The following is a 20,167-nucleotide window of genomic DNA, read 5'->3' as shown; positions in this document are numbered from 1 at the left end:
ACAATATTGCGAAGAAAAAAACAGGAAGCTGTTTAAAAATAATTTCTTTTAAAACACTAAACATCTCGTTTTACGGCTTGGGTAAGGGATAGAAGCTAGCTACCGAAGTAGCGCGTATAGCCCGACGCTATAAAACAATGGGCCGAATATGCGTTCCTAAAAGTAGGCCCCGTTGTTTTATAGGGTTACCCCCGAATGATTTTAAACCCAATGATTTTACAATTTCTCTTCTATAAAATTATGAATCACTATTGGAAACGGGAAAGTTTTGACGGTTTCTAGGTTGATTCCATTTTCGACGACACCTTTCAGACTCGCTTTCCAAAACTTGATGTGCAAATGTTGGTGCGAGAGTTTATGAATGATACTTTCTGAATTGTATTCTAATAGACTTACGATCTCGTTTTCTTGAAAAAAATCCTTCTGAATATACGTTGAAATACAATCAAAATCTTCGACGGTATCGGTTTCGATTAATGGAAATTCGTACAGATTGTGCCAAATTCCTTTGGCGGTGCGTTTTTGGATGATGGTATTCTGCAAATCATCTTCGGCTACTATATAATTAAAGTAGCGATTTCTGACTTTGAGCTTCTTGGATTTTACGGGCAATTGATCGACTTTGTTTTTTTGTAAAGCTGCGCAACTGCTGTTGAACACACAAATTGAGCAATTGGGACTTTTGGGAACGCATTGCAGGGCACCAAACTCCATGATGGCTTGATTGAATTGTGCGGGATTATCTTTTGGCATGAGCTCGAAAGCCAAAGCAGAAAATTCTTTTTTGGCCGAAGCTTGGGCAATATCGGTTTCTAGATCAAAATAACGAGAAAGCACTCGAAATACGTTTCCGTCTACAACAGGAACGCATTCATTATAGGAGAAAGAGGCGATTGCGGCGGCAGTGTATTCGCCAACACCTTTTAGCTTTAGCAAGTCGGTGTAATTATCAGGAAAAACACCTCCCATTTCGTGAGCTACGATTTGAGCCGTTTTATGTAAATTTCGAGCTCTAGAATAATAGCCTAGACCTTGCCAAAGTTTTAAAACCTGCTCTTCGCTCGCGTTTGCGAGGTCAAAAACAGTTGGAAAAACTGTGGTAAAAGACAAAAAATAAGGCGTTCCTTGCGCCACTCTTGTCTGTTGCAGCATGATTTCGGAGAGCCAAATGGGATATGGATCGGTCGTATTTCGCCAAGGAAGATCCCTTTTGTTTTGTAAATACCACTTGTTTAACGTATTAGAAAAATTCATTGTAAAATATTAAAAAACAAAAGTAATTGTTTATGTAATTAAATTTTAACGAATTAGGTTGATTAATTGTTTTTTAAATTCATATATTTGCAACCTCAAAAAAATTATTACAACATAATAAAAAGGAAAGAAAATGACGAAAGCAGATATCGTAGCGAAAATTTCAGAAAAATTAGGTCTTGAAAAAGGTGATGTTCAAGCAACAGTTGAGACTTTTATGAACGAAGTAAAAAACTCACTAGAAACTGGTGATAATGTTTACTTAAGAGGTTTTGGAAGTTTTATTGTAAAAACAAGAGCTGAAAAAACAGGAAGAAATATTTCGAAAAATACCACAATCAAAATTCCTGCACACAACATTCCTGCTTTCAAACCTGCAAAAGTTTTTGTAGAAGGAGTAAAAATAAATAACGAAGCAAAATAACACTATTAATTAATCATAAAATCTATAAGATATGCCAAGTGGTAAAAAAAGAAAGAGACATAAGGTAGCGACGCACAAACGTAAAAAAAGAGCGAGAGCTAACCGTCACAAAAAGAAAAAGTAGTTTTAAACTACTTTTTTCTTTTTTAAGTTCATTGAAATTTGGAAAATCAGTACGCAGAATTCAGTTTTCAGATTACAGTCTAAAACTGCGGTCTAAACTCTTAAATCTGCAGTCTAAAATTCCTCCCGGGTACAATACCTGTTAAATTATTGTTTAATCCATCTGTAAATAAGATTTTAGATTTTAGATTTTAGATTTTAGATTTTCAAAAGTCTATTCTCTTTTATCTATCCTCTTTTATCTAAAAATACAGATAAAAATTTACAAATGAATAAAGAATTAATCATTCGATCTAGTTCTGATTTCGTAGATTTTGCCTTATTAAAAGATGGAAAACTAATTGAATTACACAAAGAAGAAGAGAAAAGCAACTTTCAGGTTGGTGATATTTTTATTGCCAAAATAAGAAAACCTGTTGCTGGACTTAATGCTGCTTTTGTAAATGTAGGCTTCGAAAAAGATGCCTTTTTACATTATCACGATTTAGGTCCTAACTTAGCTTCCCAGCTGAAATTCATAAAACTTGTAAGCGCAGGTAAAATAAAAGATTTCTCCCTAAAAAACTTTCAGTTTGAAAAAGAAATAGATAAAGATGGTACTATTACGGATGTAATAAGCGCCAATCAATCTGTTTTGGTACAAGTCGTCAAAGAACCAATATCTACCAAAGGCCCTAGAATTAGCGCTGAGCTTTCTCTAGCCGGAAGATTTATTGTTTTGGTTCCGTTTTCTGATAGAGTTTCTATTTCACAAAAAATAGAAGACAAAAAAGAAAAGGAACGTTTGAAACGACTCGTACAATCCATCAAACCAAAAGGATTTGGTGTTATTGTTCGCACAGTAGCCGAAGGCAAAAATACAGAAGAATTAGAAAAAGATTTGCAGAACCTGCTAAGCAGATGGAATGCAATGTGTAAAAAATTACCAACTGCTCATCATCCATCCAAGGTATTAGGAGAGCTCAACAGAGCTTCTTCGATATTAAGAGATGTATTTAATGACACCTTTAGTGGTATTCAGATTGATGATGAAGAGTTGTACAACCAAACAAAGGATTATTTGCAAGAAATTGCACCATCCAAACAATCAATTGTTAAGTTCTATCAGTCAAATGATACGCCTATTTTTGAGAAATACAATATAGAGAGACAAATCAAGACTTCATTTGGAAAAACAGTCTCCATGAGTAAAGGGGCTTATCTTATTATTGAACACACTGAAGCTTTGCACGTTATAGACGTAAATAGTGGAAACCGTTCTAATAAAGCTACCAACCAAGAGGACACAGCCATGGAAGTGAATATGATTGCTGCCGCCGAAATAGCGAGACAATTGCGTCTTCGTGATATGGGCGGGATAATCGTAGTTGATTTTATCGATATGTCTAATCCAGAAAATCGTAAAGTTTTGTTCGACTTCTTGAGAGAAGAAATGAGCGATGATAAAGCGAAACACAAAATCTTACCACCGAGTAAGTTTGGGCTAGTCCAAATTACCAGACAACGCGTAAGACCAGAAGTTAACATTAAAACTAGAGAAGAAGATCCTAACAATGAGCATGGCGAAATTGAAGCGCCAATCTTAATCATTGACAGAATTGCTTCCGATCTGGAAAGAGTTTTAAAAACCCACAAAAACGTAGTACTTAATGTACATCCGTTTGTGGCTGCATACCTCAGTAAAGGTTTTCCATCATTGCGTTCAAAATGGTTTTTTGAATACAAAAAATGGGTGAAAATCATACCTCGTGACGCTTACACGTATTTAGAATATCATTTCTATGATAAAAAAGGAAATGTTATTAAAGAATAAAACAAAAACCGCCTTTCGTGAGATTGGCGGTTTTTTTGTGTCTTGTTTTTAAGGAGCTAATCCAGCTTCCCGATAGCTATCCTATCGTGTGGACACATCTTTATGCAATTCCCAACCCTCAAATAAAGCTTTGAAGCTTTTGAGTCCAATCCATAAAGTGGTAATGCCTGGTTTTCTTTCTTTGGCATATCCTTTCCATCCGCCCATTCTTGCAATGCACCACACGTACCTTTTTAAATCCTTTTTTATGTATGGATTTTTAAGTTTCTCGGTCTTGCCTTCTAATTTATTGATTTGCAATTCTAAACATTCCTGTTCCTGCTGATTAAAACATATTCCTGCATCCATTTCCAATTCAGGCTCATCATAGGCAATTATCATCAAAAACAGTTTGATTACCACTTCCATTATCATTAAACTGAGTTTTCGTATTGAGACTCCTGACTCTAATTCACTCGATTCTATATCAAATCCTTCTTTTTTCAGTATTTTAAAAACCTCTTCAATTGTCCATCTCCAACTGTACCATTCGATACAGTTCATGGCCATTTGTAAATTATCCACCTGCAATGTCGTAAGTAATCGCCAACAAATAGCATCTTTCCCTATATAGCCTATTTCTTTGGCTTCAACCAAAAACAGTTTTATGGTTTTTGGGATACTTGCATTGACTCTTTGGGGACGCTTTAATTCAACTTCTCGGTATCGAACCTCTAATTTTGCTGTGCGTTTCTTTCGCTTTGTTTTTAAACAGCTTTCTACTTTAACTTCATAACTTCCAGCCGGTTCTACAGATTCTATACTCGAAAACATTTTTGTTTTGTCATTCAGTATTCTATTGGATTTTGCACGTATCAGTAAATCAGTCTTTTCATCTGGTATCGTTACAAATTGCTCATAAATATCTCCTTCGCGATCTTGTATGATAATCATACTTTTAACCTCTTCTTTTAGATATTCTTGTGTTTTTTGTGATACTTCTATCCATTTATAAGACTCCTTGTCTTCTATTGGAAGCTTGTTATATTCCCGATCATGCTTGTTTTTGAATTCCATTGGTCTGTTCCAAATCTTGATGGCAGAATAGCCGTACGGAACAGCCATTTCTGCATCTAACACTAAAGAGGGGTGAATCATAAATCCAAGCCCTGTGTCTGATCTTGAATTTGTGCTTCCAATGGATCCGTCTTGTTTTATTCGATTACGGTGATTCTTTAAATTAATTTCTGAGGTGTCTTGAATACACAATACATGCTTGCCCTTACAGCCAATTTTGCAATTCATCTGCAAGTTTTCTATAATCATATTTTCACTAACCCTATCATTTTGCAGAAAGCGATATGCTCCTTTAGCTTCGGCACTTGATGAAGAAAATTGACGGATAGAATGCACGCTTTTTTGAAATAAATCTTGATAGATCTTATTTCCTCTCTCAATTAACCTTTTGTCAGGTAAATTCTTAAATGTTCTACTTAAAACCATAAAGGCAAAAATAGAAAATATATTTGTGTCCACACGATAGGATAGCTATCGGGACGTTACAATCTTTGTTGTTTTAAAGAAAAACAACAAAGAATTTCCACTGCTATCTGGGCTACGGCTGTCGTTTTCAAAACAGCTATCTATTCCTTTAGCATCTCAATTTTTCTTCGGATTTCGTTCCAAAATTCATCGATTACGGCGACGTAATAAAACCCTTTTGGAGCTGAAATAGGCTTTCCTAAAAAAACAGGCATTAACTTTCAAGAAAACCTCAATATAAATCAATGTCGTTTCCTTAAGTTTTGTTTTTGTCATTTCGACGAAGGAGAAATCACATATAGATTACGTAATGTGATTTCTCCTTCGTCGAAATGACAAACTGGAGGCGATTAAATTCTTAAGGAAATGACATTGCAGTACAAATAGCAATTATATTAGCTAAAACTATTATTTTTAAGTATATTTGACTAACATATTAGCTATAATAAAATGTACAGTTTAAACAAAACTCCAAATCAAGTTCAAATAGAATTAGCTGAAAAATTTCGATTACTTCGGAAAAGCAAAAAAACATCTCAAATAGAACTTGCTAACAAATCAGGAGTTTCTTTGGGCAGCATCAAACGATTTGAGCAAACAGGACAAATTTCATTAGAATCCCTATTAAAACTTGCCCATTTATTTGACAGACTGGATGATTTTGATTTGGTTTTTAAAACAAATGAAGATTTAAAAGTAGTCGAAAAACTATTTAGTCACTAATTATGAAAAAAACTCAAAAAGTAAAAGCTTTTTTAAATCTGGACAGCTCAAAAATAGAAATTGGAGAAATGGTTGAAAACCAAAACAAAATCTACTTTAAATATCATCCAGATTTTATTGCAAAAGAAATAGAAATTTCTCCATTCAAAATGAAATTATCTAATGCTATTTTGACCCCAAAAGAAGGTCATTTTGACGGGCTTTTTGGTGTTTTTTCAGATTCCATTCCAGATGGTTGGGGGAAATTATTGCTAGACCGAAAACTTTTGTCAATGGGAGTCAATTATAGTGAAATATCTCCATTGGATCGACTATGCTTTATTGACAAAAACAGCATGGGAGCCATTTCATACGAACCCGAACATGAAAACTCAAACTACTCTTTAGACAGTATCAATTTAGACCAAATTTCTAGTGAAATAGAAACTGTTTGGAGCGGTACTTCAAATGACATAATTGAAGAATTATTTCAACTTGGCGGCTCTTCTGGAGGTGCTAGACCTAAAATAATAGTTGGCTTCAACCCAAAAACCAATCAATTATGCTACGGGAAATCAGAATTACCAGAAGGATTCGAACATTGGATCATAAAATTCCCATCCTCTAATGATCTGCCAGAGATTGCTTTAATCGAATTCATATATAATCAAATGGCACAAAATGCCGGAATTGAAGTGAATGAATTTCGATTGTTTAAAAGTCAAAAAGGAAATTATTTTTTTGGAAGTAAACGATTCGACCGAATAAAAAACAAAAAATTACATCTGCATTCCGTTGCAGGTTTATTACACGATAATTTCAGAATGAGTACACTGGATTACGGACATATTATGGACTGTGCTTTTACACTAGAAAAGAATTTCAATGCCTATTCTAAAATATTACGTCTCGCGGCTTTTAATGTTTTTGCACACAATCGAGATGACCACAGCAAAAATTTCTCTTTTTTAATGAATGAAAAAGGTGAATGGAAATTTGCACCGGCATACGATTTGACTTTTTCCAATTCTTCATACGGACTGCACAGCACAACAATCGCAGGAGAAAGCAATAATCCAACAGCAGAAAACCTGAACAAATTAGCGACTCATTTTGGCGTAAAAAACGCACCTTCCATTTTTGATGAAGTGAAGAATTCGATAGCTGAATTTGAAAATCTAGCTATTAATATTGGCGTTTCAAAAAACACTATTCAGTTAATAAAAAGCAATCTATCTATTTAAAAAAAAACAAATGCAAAAAGAAAAACTATACAAGAACCTAAAAAACTATAAATTAATCTTTCACACACTCTTCTTCATTTTCTTTTGCACCTATTCATCTGCACAAACCAACCTTACTTACTTCGACTCTAATTGGAAAAATTGCCCAAAAGAATTGGCTGTATATTATCGCATTCAACCCAAAAAAGTAAAAACCAATGAGGCAGTAGGTTACACAATAAACGGAATTGATTCCCTTTATAGCGTTGAAGATTATTATCTAAAAACCAATAAATTACAATTTAAAGGCTACTCCAAGGATCAACAAGCGCAAGAATTAGTGGGGAAATCCAAATGGTTTGACGAGAACGGAATGCTTCTGAATACGCAAAACAACAATTACAACAGCGATTACAAAAACACTTCAAAACTCCTTGACTGGCAACCCATTTTTTACATCAATTACAGCATAACAGTCAAAAGTCAATTTACAGGTGGTTTAGAATTTTGTTTGGATTGCGAGGACAGAAATAAACTTTTTTTGGGCTTGGGATATGGGGTAAGCAGTTATGACAACAACTATTTCGGACTGCCCGATATACATCTTTCGTACAACACTACTAATTTTGGATTTATTAAAATTGGCGGCTCCAACCGAAATATTTACACTATGGCAGGTTTAACGTTTTTAAACTTTATAGATCTTGGGGCTGGTTACTCTTACCCTATAACAAACGATAAAATCCCTGAATTAAAAGGGTTTACTTTTGGACTGACCTTCCGAATTACCAATAAACAAAATGCTTACGGAAAGTTAAAAATTGGGTTTTAGACAAAATCGCTTAGCCCCAAAACACTATTCTTCAAAAAAACTCATAACATTATATTTACGATTTCATCGGATTTTAATAATCTCGTTTTCAATAAGTAAAAACAGTAACCGTTTATTTTTACGGTTACTAATTTTATAAAAATGAAGACACTTTTAGAAGTAATAAACAAAAACAATTTTTTTTATATCAGCAGCTTACTATTGATTGTCGGTTGTGGCTTTTTTCTATCTATTTACACTAGAGCCGATGGTTTTATCTTCTTGAACAGCTATCATACAGCGATGTTAACTGTTATTTTTCAAAACATCACTTTCTGTGGAGATGGTCTTTTTACTTTGTTACTATTTTCAATAATTATCCTTTCATTCAAAAAACAAAGAAAACTGGCGCTACTTTTATTAATCGGATTTTTAATTTCAGGCATATTTTCTCAAATATTAAAACATTTAATAGCTTCTCCAAGACCAAGTGTGTATTTTGAATCGCATCATTATACTTATTTTTTAGATACTTTTTCAAATTGCAGAATTGGATTTCACAGTTTCCCCTCAGGTCATACAGCCTCTGCTTTTGCGATGGTAACTATTGTTACAAACTATTTTAGAAGAAGACACATTTGGGCTATCTCACTCCTATTTGCCATGACAATTGGGTATTCACGCATTTATTTAGCGCATCATTTCCTAATTGATGTTTTGGCGGGAGCTTTTATTGGGATTTTATCTGGTACATTGACTATTTTATGGTACAATAAAAATTCATTTAAGATCAAAAAATTAATTGTTAAAAATCACACGGCATTCTACCATTTAAAAGTCACTCTTTTCAAAAACCTCAACAAGCAAAATATAAATGGATCTTATTAAATTTTTTAAATTTGGATTGGTCGGATTTTCTGGTCTTGTAATTGATTTCTCTATAACATGGATTTGCAAAGAAAAATTACGGCTCAATAAATACCTTTCTAACTCATTTGGGTTCCTATTTGGCGTAGTGAACAACTATTTTTTGAATAAATATTTCACTTTTCACAATAATGACAACCATCTTGCTACTCAATTTATAAGCTTTTTGATCATTTCTATTATCGGCTTTTTATTGAATACCGCTTTTCTTTATTTACTTCAAAAGAACACCAAAATCAATTTTTATGTCTGCAAAGCCATCGTAACAGTCATTGTTTTCTTTTGGAACTTTACAGCAAACTCACTGTACACCTTTAAAATATAATGAAATCGCCATGACAGTATTTGTCGCAATTGAAAATCATCGAATACCAAAATGAAATATTTACCGATGAGATAAACACCTATGAAGATTTGGCGATTCCTCCCGATAGCTATTGGGATCCAAAAAAAACAATATTCTCTACCTATGAAAGAAAAACACAAATTAGTTTTAATAATAGTTATTGCTACTTTAATACGATGTTTTGTTGCGACGACTATTGGTTTAGGCAATGACGAAGTGTATTACCTCACTTATGCCCAGCATCTGCAATGGAACTACTTTGACCATCCGCCAATGGTAGCCTTACTGATTCGGCTAACAACTTTTAATCTCTCTTTCACCAATGCGCTTTTTGTTCGTTTGGGTGCGATTATTTTTGGAGCCATTAATACCTATTTAATTTATGTCATCTGCAAAGGAATCAAAAACGAAAAAGCGGCTTTAATCGCCTCCTTACTTTATACCGGTTCTTTATATTCTAGTATCATTGCTGGCGTTTTCATTTTGCCTGATTCTCCTCAATTGTTTTTTTGGTTGATAAGCGTTCATTTTTTAATACAAATCGTTTCGGACACAACAAATCACAAGAAACAAAACTACAATCTCCTTTTATTTGGGTTGTTTAGTGGATTGTGCATTATGAGTAAAATTCACGGTGTGTTTTTATGGGCTGGTTTTGGATTGTATATTTTATGTTATAGAAGGGATTTATTAAGGAATGGTTCTCTTTATTTAGCTGTTCTAATCACAGTCCTCATTATATCTCCAATTTTAATTTGGAACATCGAGAACCATTTTATCACCTATACGTATCACAGCCAAAGAGTCACCATCAAGAAAGAAATTAACCCTTCCAGCTTTTTTAGAGAGTTTCTTGGAGGTGTTTTTTATAACAATCCTATTAATTATTTTTTGATTGTTTGCTCATTAATTGCTGCTTGGAAAAACAAAATCGACATGGCAAAACCCGTAAAGAGATTGCTGCTTTTGTTAAGCTTACCGCTAATTGTGTTATTACTTTTTATTTCCATATACAGAGACACGCTTCCTCATTGGTCTGGCCCAGCTTTTGTTACTTTATTGATACTTGCTTCTTGCTACATTTCAAATGAAACCCACATCAAAGAAAAATTTTCTTCCGATGAGATAAAAAAGTGGGTTCCTGACAACCAAAATTTAAATACTTTTTCGGAAGAAATAGAAAAAAACACTAACTCTCTATTGAAAAAACTAGTATATTCCTCTTGTCTATTAATTTCGACAATAGTCTTTTCGGGAATTATACTTATAAATTTCTATCCCGGAACCATTGGAAATAAGGATGAAAAATCTTTAGGCAAAAAAGACTTTACACTTGATATGTACAATTGGGAATTCTATAAAAATGAGTTTGAAAAAGTACGTGATAATGACATTCAATCAGGAAGAACAAAAACTACTTTTATCCTAAACAACAAATGGTTTCCGGGAGCACACATTGACAATTATATTGCACAACCTTTGGGTTTAGACTTTATAGCTTTAGGCAAATTAGAAGACATTCACACTTATGCTTGGTTGAACTCCTACAGAAAACAACTTAAAATTGGAGATGACGCTTATTTCATAACTGTTTCGAATAGTTTTAGCGACCCAAAAGAACTGTACAAAAAGAGCTTTAAAAAAATTAATTCTCCAGTTATCATAAAACAATTTAGAAATAAAAAACCAACACGAAATATGCTGGTTTATTTACTTCAAGATTATAGCGGAGAATAATTTTTTTGATTACACATCGCTACAAAACTACTCTTTCACGATCTCAATTTTCCTTCGGATTTCGTTACCAAATTCATCGACCACTGTAATGTAATGAAATCCAGTGGTGGCTGAAATAGGCATTTCATGAAAAGTTTTAGTCGCGCCTTTGTACACATTATCGACATACCAAAACAGTTTACTTTCCCGTTGGGAATGAGCTACCTTTAGAATCACAGGCTGTACTTCGCTATTAAAATTTTTGGTAAGATAGATTTTACTGTTGGTTTTGGGATAAATAAAATCCATTGTTGCGGTTTGAGTCCCCATACAATCATTCCTGAACGGTGGCAACGGCAAATACTCAATATGCTGACTTTTGTAATACCAAGCCATTACAGGTGGCAATACAAACCAGTTCTTGGTCACTATATTTTCAATATTTTCGCAACTGCTATTGACCTGAAATTGCAGTGATTTATCTAAATGTACGGTTTTATGATACGGACAAATAGAAGTGTTTTTTCCTTTCTTTGGAACGAGTTGTTTAATTTTGGGACAGCCTTCTTTAGCCAAATGACCACTCAAACTGCAAACTTCAACTTCTTCTAAATCCTTATGTGGTGTATCGAACCATCGCTGTCTTGGCAACAAATTAAAAATATCAAATAAAATTGGTGCCGCGCTGGTAACTCCTGTCAATGTAGGTCTGCCCTCGCCTGTTGCATTCCCCACCCATACACCTACAACGTATCTCGCATTGGTTCCTATCGCCCACGCATCACGATTCCCAAAACTCGTTCCCGTTTTCCAGGCAATCTTGAGTGAACTGTCGTAGAATTTCCACGCTTCATCTCCTTCGGGACGATTGACTTGTTCCATTGCATTATAAGTGAGCCAAATCGAACCTGCTCCCAAAATGTTCTTTTGCTTGGTTTCGTCTCCAAAATCAACTTGAAAATCATCCTGATAATTGAGTTCGGCAAATTCATTGGTTCTGTATTGCCCTTGATTTTTATTGAAATAATTTAAAGTGGAAGACAAACCCGCGTAGCTTCTACACAAATCCCACAAATTGCTTTCGGCTCCACCCAAAATAAGAGATAAACCGTAGTGATCAGGTGGTTTTGAAATATCCCGCAATTTGAATCGCTGCAATTCCTCATAGAATTTATTCACTCCAAAATCCTGTAACATCAATACAGCGGGAATATTCAAGGAACGCGACAATGCCCGATGTGCCGGAACTGCCCCGTCAAATGTCAGGTTGAAATTTTGAGGTGTATAACCCGAAATTTGTGTCGGGATGTCTGCCACTAGCGTATTGGGCAACAACTCCCCGTCGTCGAGCATAGCGCCATACAAGAGCGGTTTAAGAATACTTCCGGTGCTTCTTGGTGCATCAATAATATCCACATCTTTTTGATGATTACCATCCGTAGGCGAATTTCCCACATAGCTCATCACTTTTCTATTGGAAACATCGATAACCAAAATAGCCAAATTATGAACTTCATTTTGCTTGTATTGATTGTAATAATACTTTGCAATTTGATTGACTCTGTTTTGCAACCCAATTTCTATTGTCGTTTTTACCCGAGTTCCTTCCTGATTCTTGGCAACGCGTTGTAGTAAATGAGGAGCAATTTGTGGTAAATCATACGGTTTTTGCGGCAACGGCTCGTCTATAGAAAGTTCATAAGTTTGCTTGTCGATTACACCTTCTTGATGCAATTTTAACAAAAGTCGGTTGCGTTTGCTCAATAATTGAATTTGGTTTTTTCCGGGATAAATCAAGCTGGGCGCATTCGGTAAAACGGCCAAAGTTGCGTTCTCCGCCCAAGACAATTGATGGGACTGTACTCCAAAATACCGCCAAGAAGCCATTTCGAGACCCACAACATTTCCTCCAAATGGAGCATGAGCTGCATATAATTCTAAAATTTCGTTTTTAGAATATCCTAATTCTAAGCGCGTGGCGAGAATGAGTTCGACTATTTTTTCGAAATAAGTTCGCCCTTTCCCGTTTCTGGACAACCGAATGACTTGTTGTGTCAATGTACTTCCTCCACGAACTACTTTACCCGCTTTCCTATTTTGCTGAAAAGCGTTGACCATCGCCACAGGATTGAAACCGGGGTGTTTGTAGAAATACTCGTCTTCAAAAAAGACAATACATTTCTTGAATTTATCAGGAACGCTGTCTTGCGCAGGAAATCGCCATTGTCCGTCGAGAGCAATTTTGGCACCAAGCAATTCCCCTTCTTTACTCTCAATAACCGTAGAATAAGGTTCTTGAAATAAAGTTCTTGGCAACGAAAAAAAATAAACCACCAACAGCAAAAAGGCTATTGATGATTTAATTTTATGCAGTTTTATCCAATTGATGATGCGTTGTAGGAACGCTACTAGTTTGTTTTTCAAAGTGAATTTTGTTTGTATTTTTTCCTCTATGAGGTTTTTACCATCCTAACAGGTTTCTTTTAACCTGTTAGGTATGCTTTTACACCCTCCCTACAAGAAAAATTAGATTAACCATAACCAAAATAAATACCTAACAGAGGTTTTGACAACCTATTAGGATCAGTAAATCTCAACCTTACCCATTTTATCAATTTCAATATGCTTGTTTTTTTTATGAATTTACTATTCTAACTACTAAATACCTAACAGGTTAAAAAAAACCTGTTAGGATAAGCAAACTTAACCGTACGAATATTTAATTTACTCATCCATTTTATCAATCGCATCAATTATCCCATCATAAACCAATCTTCTTTCATCGTGATAAAACTTAAAATTTTCTAAACCTCCAAATAATCCTAGAATAAAACCTCTATCAATACTCGTTTCTTTATTTGACATAAAAGAACGATAGGAAGAATGCAAATACGTTTCGAATGATTTCGTAAATTTATGCTTTACAGGATTTAAATGAACATACACTATCAATTGTTTCAAATACTCATCATTTTCAATTCTGTTTCGTTGTAAATGTTCTTGAAATAAACTTCCTGTTCTATTATAAGCAGTATTTATACTTTTGGCGTACGAATTAAATAAATTAGAAAAAGGCAAATGAACTTTTTCTTTTAATTTTTCTGGCAACTCCTCTTTATCTTTAATTCTTAAAACAATATGAAAATGATTCTTGAGTAAACAGTAAGCATAAACATCTGCAATTGGCAAAAGATATTTCTTCATTTTCTCTAGAAAATAATTATAGTTATTCTCTTCAATAAAAACATTTTCTTTATTATTTCCTCTATTGTATACGTGATAATATTGACCTGATTCGAAAATATCTTTTTCCATACTTCATTTCTTTTTTACCATCCTAACAGGTTTCTTTTAACCTGTTAGGTATACTTTACACTCCTAAAATAAAAATTAATTTAATTCATATAATACCTAACAGGTTAAAAGAAACCTGTTAGGATAAGTAATTCAACCAAAATTCCTTATTTCACAACCTGAACCCAAAAACCTTTGGTTCTTGCCAAAAACGTATTGTCATACATCGCTTCACATTGCAGTCCCGGCAAATAATATGTTCCTAAATAAGAAGCGTTCAACAATATTCTAAAGGTTTTTACTTCTCCAGCTTTCAATCCAAAATAGAAATTGGTTCTATCGTCGCGAATATCAATATAATCTGCAACATTATTGGTTGCGTCTCCATAATCCGTGAAACGGGTATTTACGATTTCGAAACCAGAAGGCAAAATTTGAGACAGCGCTACATTTTCTACGTGCTCATTTTTCTGGTTTCTAACGGTTACCTCAGCAATGAATTCCGTTCCTTGATTAATTTTCGATACATTGATAACGCCTCCTTTTCTGTTTTTGAAAACAATCGAAGCCGAGACATTACTTTGAATGGCATTTTCCTGCCCAATTGGAAGAATTCCTGTATTCAACACCCGAACAAACAGTCTGTTCTTTTTATTATTTTTCAAAGTCACGCTATTCGAACCTGTCTTGACAACCAAACTTCTGTCGGCTATTGTTTTCATGGTTTTTATCGTTTGTGCTTTTCCGTCTTTGCTAAACTGAACATCGATTCCTTTAGCACCATTGCTCACGGAAAACTTAGCCATTGCATACAAACAATAAGCCGTAGTTTGTGTACTCATCCACTGGTCGCTTGACATATTTTTGGCCAATTTGGTTGCCATTGCAAATGCTTTTTGCCTTTGTCCAAGCAACAACATGGTTTCCAAAGCCATTGCTCGATTCCTGTCGCTCGAGCCGTAATAGTAATAATTATACGCATTTGACTCATCCTCAATTTTGCTATTGAGCAACAACGTCAAACCTGCCGATTTTTGTCCTGCCAATGCATAAGCCGCAGCCAATCGTAATTTACTTTCGTTCGAAATCCCTTTGGTTTCACGCAATCTGTTCATCGAAGACAAATCGGGTGATCCTGCCAATGCCAAGGTGTACAAACGATACGATTGTGCCATATCATTTCCATACCTTGCCTCAAATCGCCATTGTTTCGCTTCTTTTTGCTGATACGAAATCCATTTTGATTTGAAATTGATAGGCAAGAAATATCCTTTTTTCTCTGCTTCAATCATAAAATGTCCTGAATAAGATGTTCCCCAGTCGTCTGCTTCTGCACCGCCTTGCCAGTACGACATTCCACCATTCGATAATTGAAAACCCCCTAATCGAGTGATTCCTGCCGTAATATTTTTTTGAATTAAATCTTTGCGAGTAGCATCCAAATCAACAATATCATTCAAATACAATTGTGGAAAAACAGACGATGTAGTTTGCTCTACACAACCGTGAGGATACTGAATCAAATACTGTAATCGTCCATTCAAATTAATCGTCGGCATCGATGAAACCTCCAATTTTGCCATATTACTTCCCGAAACACCAAATGTTTTCCACGAAATAGTCTTAGAACTGTTGGGTTCCAAAATCACATCGGTAAATGTATTGGTCACTGGATTCGGGTTGGTCATATCGATCTCCACATCATAAACGGATTTCTCCTTACCCGAAGTCGCCACAATCTGCACTTTTCCAATTCCAGTAACGGAACCCACAGCCAAATTAAAATAAGCCATTTTTTCGTCAGGCTGTGCGAATGACAATTTTTTAATGGCACTGCCAATAACTCTTAACCCATTATTGGTTTTAATCTGAACCGTAACGTTTTTGATGTTTTTTTCCATTGCAAAAACGGTAACTGGAATCGTCACTTTCTCGGATGGAGAAATCTTTCTAGGTAGCGAAGCCAAAACCATCAAAGGACTGCGCACAGGAGTTGCTTTTTCTACACTACCGTAAGCACTCGTAGTCGCATCGCCAGCCACAATCATTGTTTTTACAGAACCAATGTATTTTGGCAATTTCACTTGATGGGTTTTAGTTTGTCCTTTTTCTAATTTAAAAGGTCCCATATAAATCACAACGGGTTTGAAACGATTGGCTTTTTTGGCTTTTCCACCACCCAAATCCTGATCCCCTCCAATACTGAAAATCTGATTCACTTTTCCGCCATACGCCCCAATCACATCATCATAAATATCCCAGGTTTTTACTCCTAGAGCTTCCCGAACATAAAAACTGTCCCACGCATTTGGCGCTTTAAAACGGGTTAAATCCAACAAACCTTCATCTACGATAGCAATCGTATACGTCATTGCTTTTCCAGATTGCTCGCTCACTTTTATGGCGAATGATTGTTCCGGACGCAACACATCAGGCATCACTAATTTGGGCGTCAGAATCGTGTTTTTGTCAATCACTTCAATCGGTACAATTCCATACATACGGATTGGCAAATCGTTCTTGGTTGAAGCATGCGGTTGCAACAGCGTAATATTGAAATACACATTCGGTGCCATAGCAGCAGTAATCGGAATAGTTACTTTTGTTTCTCCTTTTTGGGTCTTCGCCCAAAGTGTTTGCACCACTTTCGACCCATTTTCGATAGAAATAAAAGCACGGCCTCCTTCACTCGATGGGAAAGAAATTTGCGCATTTTCGCCCACAGTATAATTTTGTTTATCGGTGGAAAAAACCAACATATTTGCTGTTGAAGCATCGGTATTTCTGGTTTTTCCAGACCACATTGGCCAATCGATATTTACCGTTACAGCCGTTGCGTGTCCGCCAACCTCATCCGAAACTCGAATTAAATAACGTCCCCACTCTTCATCCGTCAAGGCAAATCGCACACTTCCTTTTCCGTTAGCATCGGTATTAATTCTAAACGTTTTGTACGAAGTCGTAGCGTCATCCGAATTATAATTCGATAAATTATCACTTGATTCATCCCACCACCAGCGCCATTCTACTTTATAGACTTTTACTTCGAGATTTCTTACCGCTTTGGGTCTGCCATTTTCATCGACTGTAACCACATCAAACTGGTTTACTTTGCGAGTTTCTAGCATCCCATATTTATTCGGTTCGGGAGATTTTATTCCAACATAAGTACTGTAAGGAGAGTATGTAGTAGCCATAACATCGGTACTAAAATCGCCTCCTTCTTCGTACACTTTGGTAATAAACGAAGCTTTCAACATTCCCGGCGCTTCCCCCTGTATTTCGGGATCGATATCTACATTGGCTTTCCCATTGGCATCTAATTTACCTGAGAAAATATTAATTTCTTCGGTGTTAAATTTTCGAACCAAATCATCAAAAACATACTTTTCATAATTCTTGAAAGTCGTTGTTTGTTGCGAAAATTTAGCTTGCATTTCGACATTCAAATTTTTAGCCACAGCCCCGTGAAGCCACGTCACTTCAAGATTACTGGTATTTGAAGATGAAGATGACAAAACTACTTTCCTGAAACTGTTTTTGATTTTTAAACGATTGGGTTTAATGGTTTCGATTTTGATGCTTTTATAGAACTTCGCTCCACCCACGCTGACCATCGCTTCCCAATTTCCGGTAGGCGCATCCGCTTCTGTAGGTACAGTAAAAGCATAATGATTCCAGTCATTTGATTTTTGAACGGTTTGATAAGTGACTTTTCCGTTAGGGTCGCTCAATCTAAATTTTATAGGATGTCCCAATGGAATTTTATTCGAAGCATCATTCAAAATAAAAGACAAATACAAATTATCTCCCGGACGCCAAACGCCACGCTCCCCATATATAAATCCTTTGAGTCCTTTTTGCAAGGTTTCGCCCGACACATTAAAATTACTGACCGACAACGAATTCCCGTCATCGAGTTTTACATAAGTCGATTGCGTTCCGTAAGTCACAATGGCAAAATAGGCAAAAGTATTCAACTGAAAACTGGCAATCCCCTCACTACTTGTAGCTCCTGTAGCCAATTTTTGCTGTTGAAAACTGTATAAATCTACTCTTGCATTCGCAATAGGATCAGTAGTAATGATATTATTTACGGCAAATAAATACGATTTATTTCCTCCTCTTTTGGCAATTACCCCAACATCCGATGCTAAGATATTTGTCCCGATCTTGGCGTTATAATAGTACGAATTAGAGCAAGGGTCTTGGCTTTCCCTCCATTCATAATCGTCATAATAATACTCATCATAAGAGTTCTCACTATAATTCACATCGTTTTCATCTACTTCTTCTGCCTCCTCATTTTCGGTATCATCCGCTTCAGGATTTTCGCATTTATATAATGAATAGGCTTTTTTATAAGAGAACTCCACTCTGTAAATTGCACCTGGCTCTGGTGTTATTATTTTGGATAAATCCAAAGCAAAAGTGTTCCATTTGCTCAAATTCACCAAACTATTTTCCTTTAGATTCAGCGTTGATTTGGCAACAGGCTGCCCCACTCGCTTTAAATTTCGAGTGCCATTCAACTCATTATCTTGCAAAAATTGAAGAATGTTGTTTTTGTAAATTTTATACACTTTTACATCAACGGCACTTAGATTTACAGCTTCAAAATTAAGTTTTAGATTACTGGAACTTGGCAAAATAGTTCCGTTTTTGATGAAACGAACATTGGGTTTTATTTCATCAAACGAAATTTTCTCTGAGTAATTCTCATTTAACTTTTTGCCATATTCGCTTTCTATACCTTGAAAAACTTCTAGTAACAATTCCCCAGTAAGCTTTTGTGAAGTAACAACAGGTTCGGGTTCGACTACTTCTACAACTTCTTCTGGCTCTACAACCGCGGCACTATCTGTAACAACAGCTGTAGAATCCGAAGTAACAACTTCTGCAACTTCTTCTGCAACTTCTTCTGTAACTACTTCAGGAACCACTTCGACTGGTTTTTCAACGGCTTTCTCATTATTGAAATAAACCTTCAACACATTTCCTTGGGTAGAAAACTTTAAATTATTGGTATTTTGAATCGCCACTAAACCTTTAAAATCCTGTCCTTTTTCCAACGGTTCGGAAAAATTTATGGATAATGACTGATTATTCCCCTCCTGCATTTCGGTTTTAATGACTTTGAACTCGTTCAGTGCTGTAATCGCGAAATCGACAGTTCCTTTTTGATCCATATCATAATCGGTTCCGTCGTATTTAATCTCAAGGTTACTTTTGGAATCAAGTCGTTGAATACTGTCGATTCTAAATTTGAATTCTTTCCCAACTGCATTCGATTTCTCGAAAATTAGATGCAAATCATTTCCGTTATGCTCGGCTTCAACCAACTTTTTAGCCGTTTCAAAATCGATATTGTCTGCTGTTTTCAATACACAATTCAAATATTGGTATTCTTTGCTGTAGGATTGAACATCGAGCGTATTGACAACGAAATCCTGTTTGATGGTTTTTACTGTAAAATTAAAATTGGAAAGTTCCTTATTTTTTTCGGCGACCTTTGGATTTAGCTTATCCAAATGCAAGGTTACCTGATATTCGGTACCCGATTCCAACTTTTTTTCGGGAATAAAAGCGATAGTATTGTTCGAAAGTGCAATCACTTTTCCATCGACACTTGGAGAAATATCGAATAAATCATTGTCCAAAACCTGATTGACTTTCCAATTATTAGTATCGAAAGCCAAAACCACACGAATATCGGATTGCGCCGAGACAATCCCCCCCGTAAAACTGACTATATACTCTTTGAATAATGAAAAATCGGAATTAAAATCGGCTGCTGATTTCCTACCGCAGGCTTGAAACAAAAAAAACACACAAAACACGTAAATTAATCCTTTTGTTTTCACTTTTATCTAGAGTTAATGGGTTACAAATTAAATTATAGTAACATTTCACAGTTAAAACCATAACTGCAAAAGCATACATTATATTGTAGTAAAAGTATAGTATTTATTTTATTCTTTTAAGAAGAAAATTCGCTGATGGTAAATTATTT

13 protein-coding genes are annotated in these 20,167 nt (G+C 35.4%); 8 read left to right on the top strand and 5 right to left on the bottom strand.

Annotated elements, in window-relative coordinates:
• Positions 1–216 precede the first annotated feature (216 nt).
• A complete protein-coding gene (gene mutY, locus FNW52_RS00445) occupies positions 217–1,254 on the bottom strand; it encodes an A/G-specific adenine glycosylase (protein WP_143375444.1) in 1,038 nt (345 codons plus the stop codon).
• A 133-nt stretch (positions 1,255–1,387) separates the two neighbouring features.
• On the opposite strand from mutY, the gene FNW52_RS00440 reads away from it, so the two are divergent.
• Positions 1,388–1,678 (top strand): HU family DNA-binding protein, encoded by a 291-nt coding sequence (locus FNW52_RS00440; RefSeq protein ID WP_016989051.1) that lies wholly within the window; start codon positions 1,388–1,390, stop codon positions 1,676–1,678.
• A 391-nt stretch (positions 1,679–2,069) separates the two neighbouring features.
• Positions 2,070–3,614, top strand: a complete 1,545-nt coding sequence (locus tag FNW52_RS00435) for a ribonuclease E/G (RefSeq protein WP_116761568.1) — start codon at positions 2,070–2,072, stop codon at positions 3,612–3,614.
• 81 nt (positions 3,615–3,695) lie between these two features.
• Here FNW52_RS00435 and FNW52_RS00430 read toward each other — a convergent pair whose 3' ends face one another.
• Positions 3,696–5,096, bottom strand: a complete 1,401-nt coding sequence (locus FNW52_RS00430; protein ID WP_143375443.1) for an IS4 family transposase — start codon at positions 5,094–5,096, stop codon at positions 3,696–3,698.
• Positions 5,097–5,585: 489 nt separating this feature from the next.
• On the opposite strand from FNW52_RS00430, the gene FNW52_RS00425 reads away from it, so the two are divergent.
• The 6 genes from FNW52_RS00425 to FNW52_RS00400 all read left to right on the top strand — a co-directional run bounded on the left by FNW52_RS00425 (position 5,586) and on the right by FNW52_RS00400 (position 10,881).
• Positions 5,586–5,858, top strand: a complete 273-nt coding sequence (locus FNW52_RS00425) for a helix-turn-helix domain-containing protein (protein WP_143375442.1) — start codon at positions 5,586–5,588, stop codon at positions 5,856–5,858.
• Positions 5,859–5,860: 2 nt separating this feature from the next.
• Positions 5,861–7,081: a type II toxin-antitoxin system HipA family toxin gene (locus FNW52_RS00420; RefSeq protein WP_143375441.1), complete on the top strand. Its 1,221-nt coding sequence runs from the start codon at positions 5,861–5,863 to the stop codon at positions 7,079–7,081.
• Between the two features lie 10 nt (positions 7,082–7,091).
• The gene (locus tag FNW52_RS00415; RefSeq protein WP_255515427.1) at positions 7,092–7,892 is read left to right on the top strand and encodes a hypothetical protein; all 801 of its coding nucleotides are present in this window, start codon (positions 7,092–7,094) and stop codon (positions 7,890–7,892) included.
• Positions 7,893–8,033: 141 nt separating this feature from the next.
• Positions 8,034–8,759, top strand: coding sequence for a phosphatase PAP2 family protein (locus tag FNW52_RS00410; RefSeq protein WP_143375440.1), 726 nt, complete (start codon positions 8,034–8,036; stop codon positions 8,757–8,759).
• A complete protein-coding gene (locus tag FNW52_RS00405) occupies positions 8,746–9,123 on the top strand; it encodes a GtrA family protein (RefSeq protein ID WP_143375439.1) in 378 nt (125 codons plus the stop codon). Before FNW52_RS00410 ends, FNW52_RS00405 begins: the two co-directional genes overlap by 14 nt.
• Before the next feature lie 144 nt (positions 9,124–9,267).
• The gene (locus FNW52_RS00400; RefSeq protein ID WP_185965886.1) at positions 9,268–10,881 is read left to right on the top strand and encodes a glycosyltransferase family 39 protein; all 1,614 of its coding nucleotides are present in this window, start codon (positions 9,268–9,270) and stop codon (positions 10,879–10,881) included.
• A 27-nt stretch (positions 10,882–10,908) separates the two neighbouring features.
• Here FNW52_RS00400 and pbpC read toward each other — a convergent pair whose 3' ends face one another.
• The 3 genes from pbpC to FNW52_RS00385 all read right to left on the bottom strand — a co-directional run bounded on the left by pbpC (position 10,909) and on the right by FNW52_RS00385 (position 20,018).
• Positions 10,909–13,284, bottom strand: coding sequence for a penicillin-binding protein 1C (gene pbpC / locus FNW52_RS00395; protein WP_143375437.1), 2,376 nt, complete (start codon positions 13,282–13,284; stop codon positions 10,909–10,911).
• A 300-nt stretch (positions 13,285–13,584) separates the two neighbouring features.
• Positions 13,585–14,175, bottom strand: a complete 591-nt coding sequence (locus FNW52_RS00390) for a transposase (RefSeq protein WP_143375436.1) — start codon at positions 14,173–14,175, stop codon at positions 13,585–13,587.
• Between the two features lie 146 nt (positions 14,176–14,321).
• A complete protein-coding gene (locus FNW52_RS00385) occupies positions 14,322–20,018 on the bottom strand; it encodes an alpha-2-macroglobulin (RefSeq protein ID WP_143375435.1) in 5,697 nt (1,898 codons plus the stop codon).
• Between the last annotated feature and the right edge of the window lie 149 nt (positions 20,019–20,167).

Source organism: Flavobacterium sp. ZT3R18, from assembly GCF_007097385.1.
In the GTDB taxonomy this organism is placed as follows: Bacteria; Bacteroidota; Bacteroidia; order Flavobacteriales; family Flavobacteriaceae; genus Flavobacterium.
This window is presented reverse-complemented; position numbering and strand designations above follow the sequence as displayed.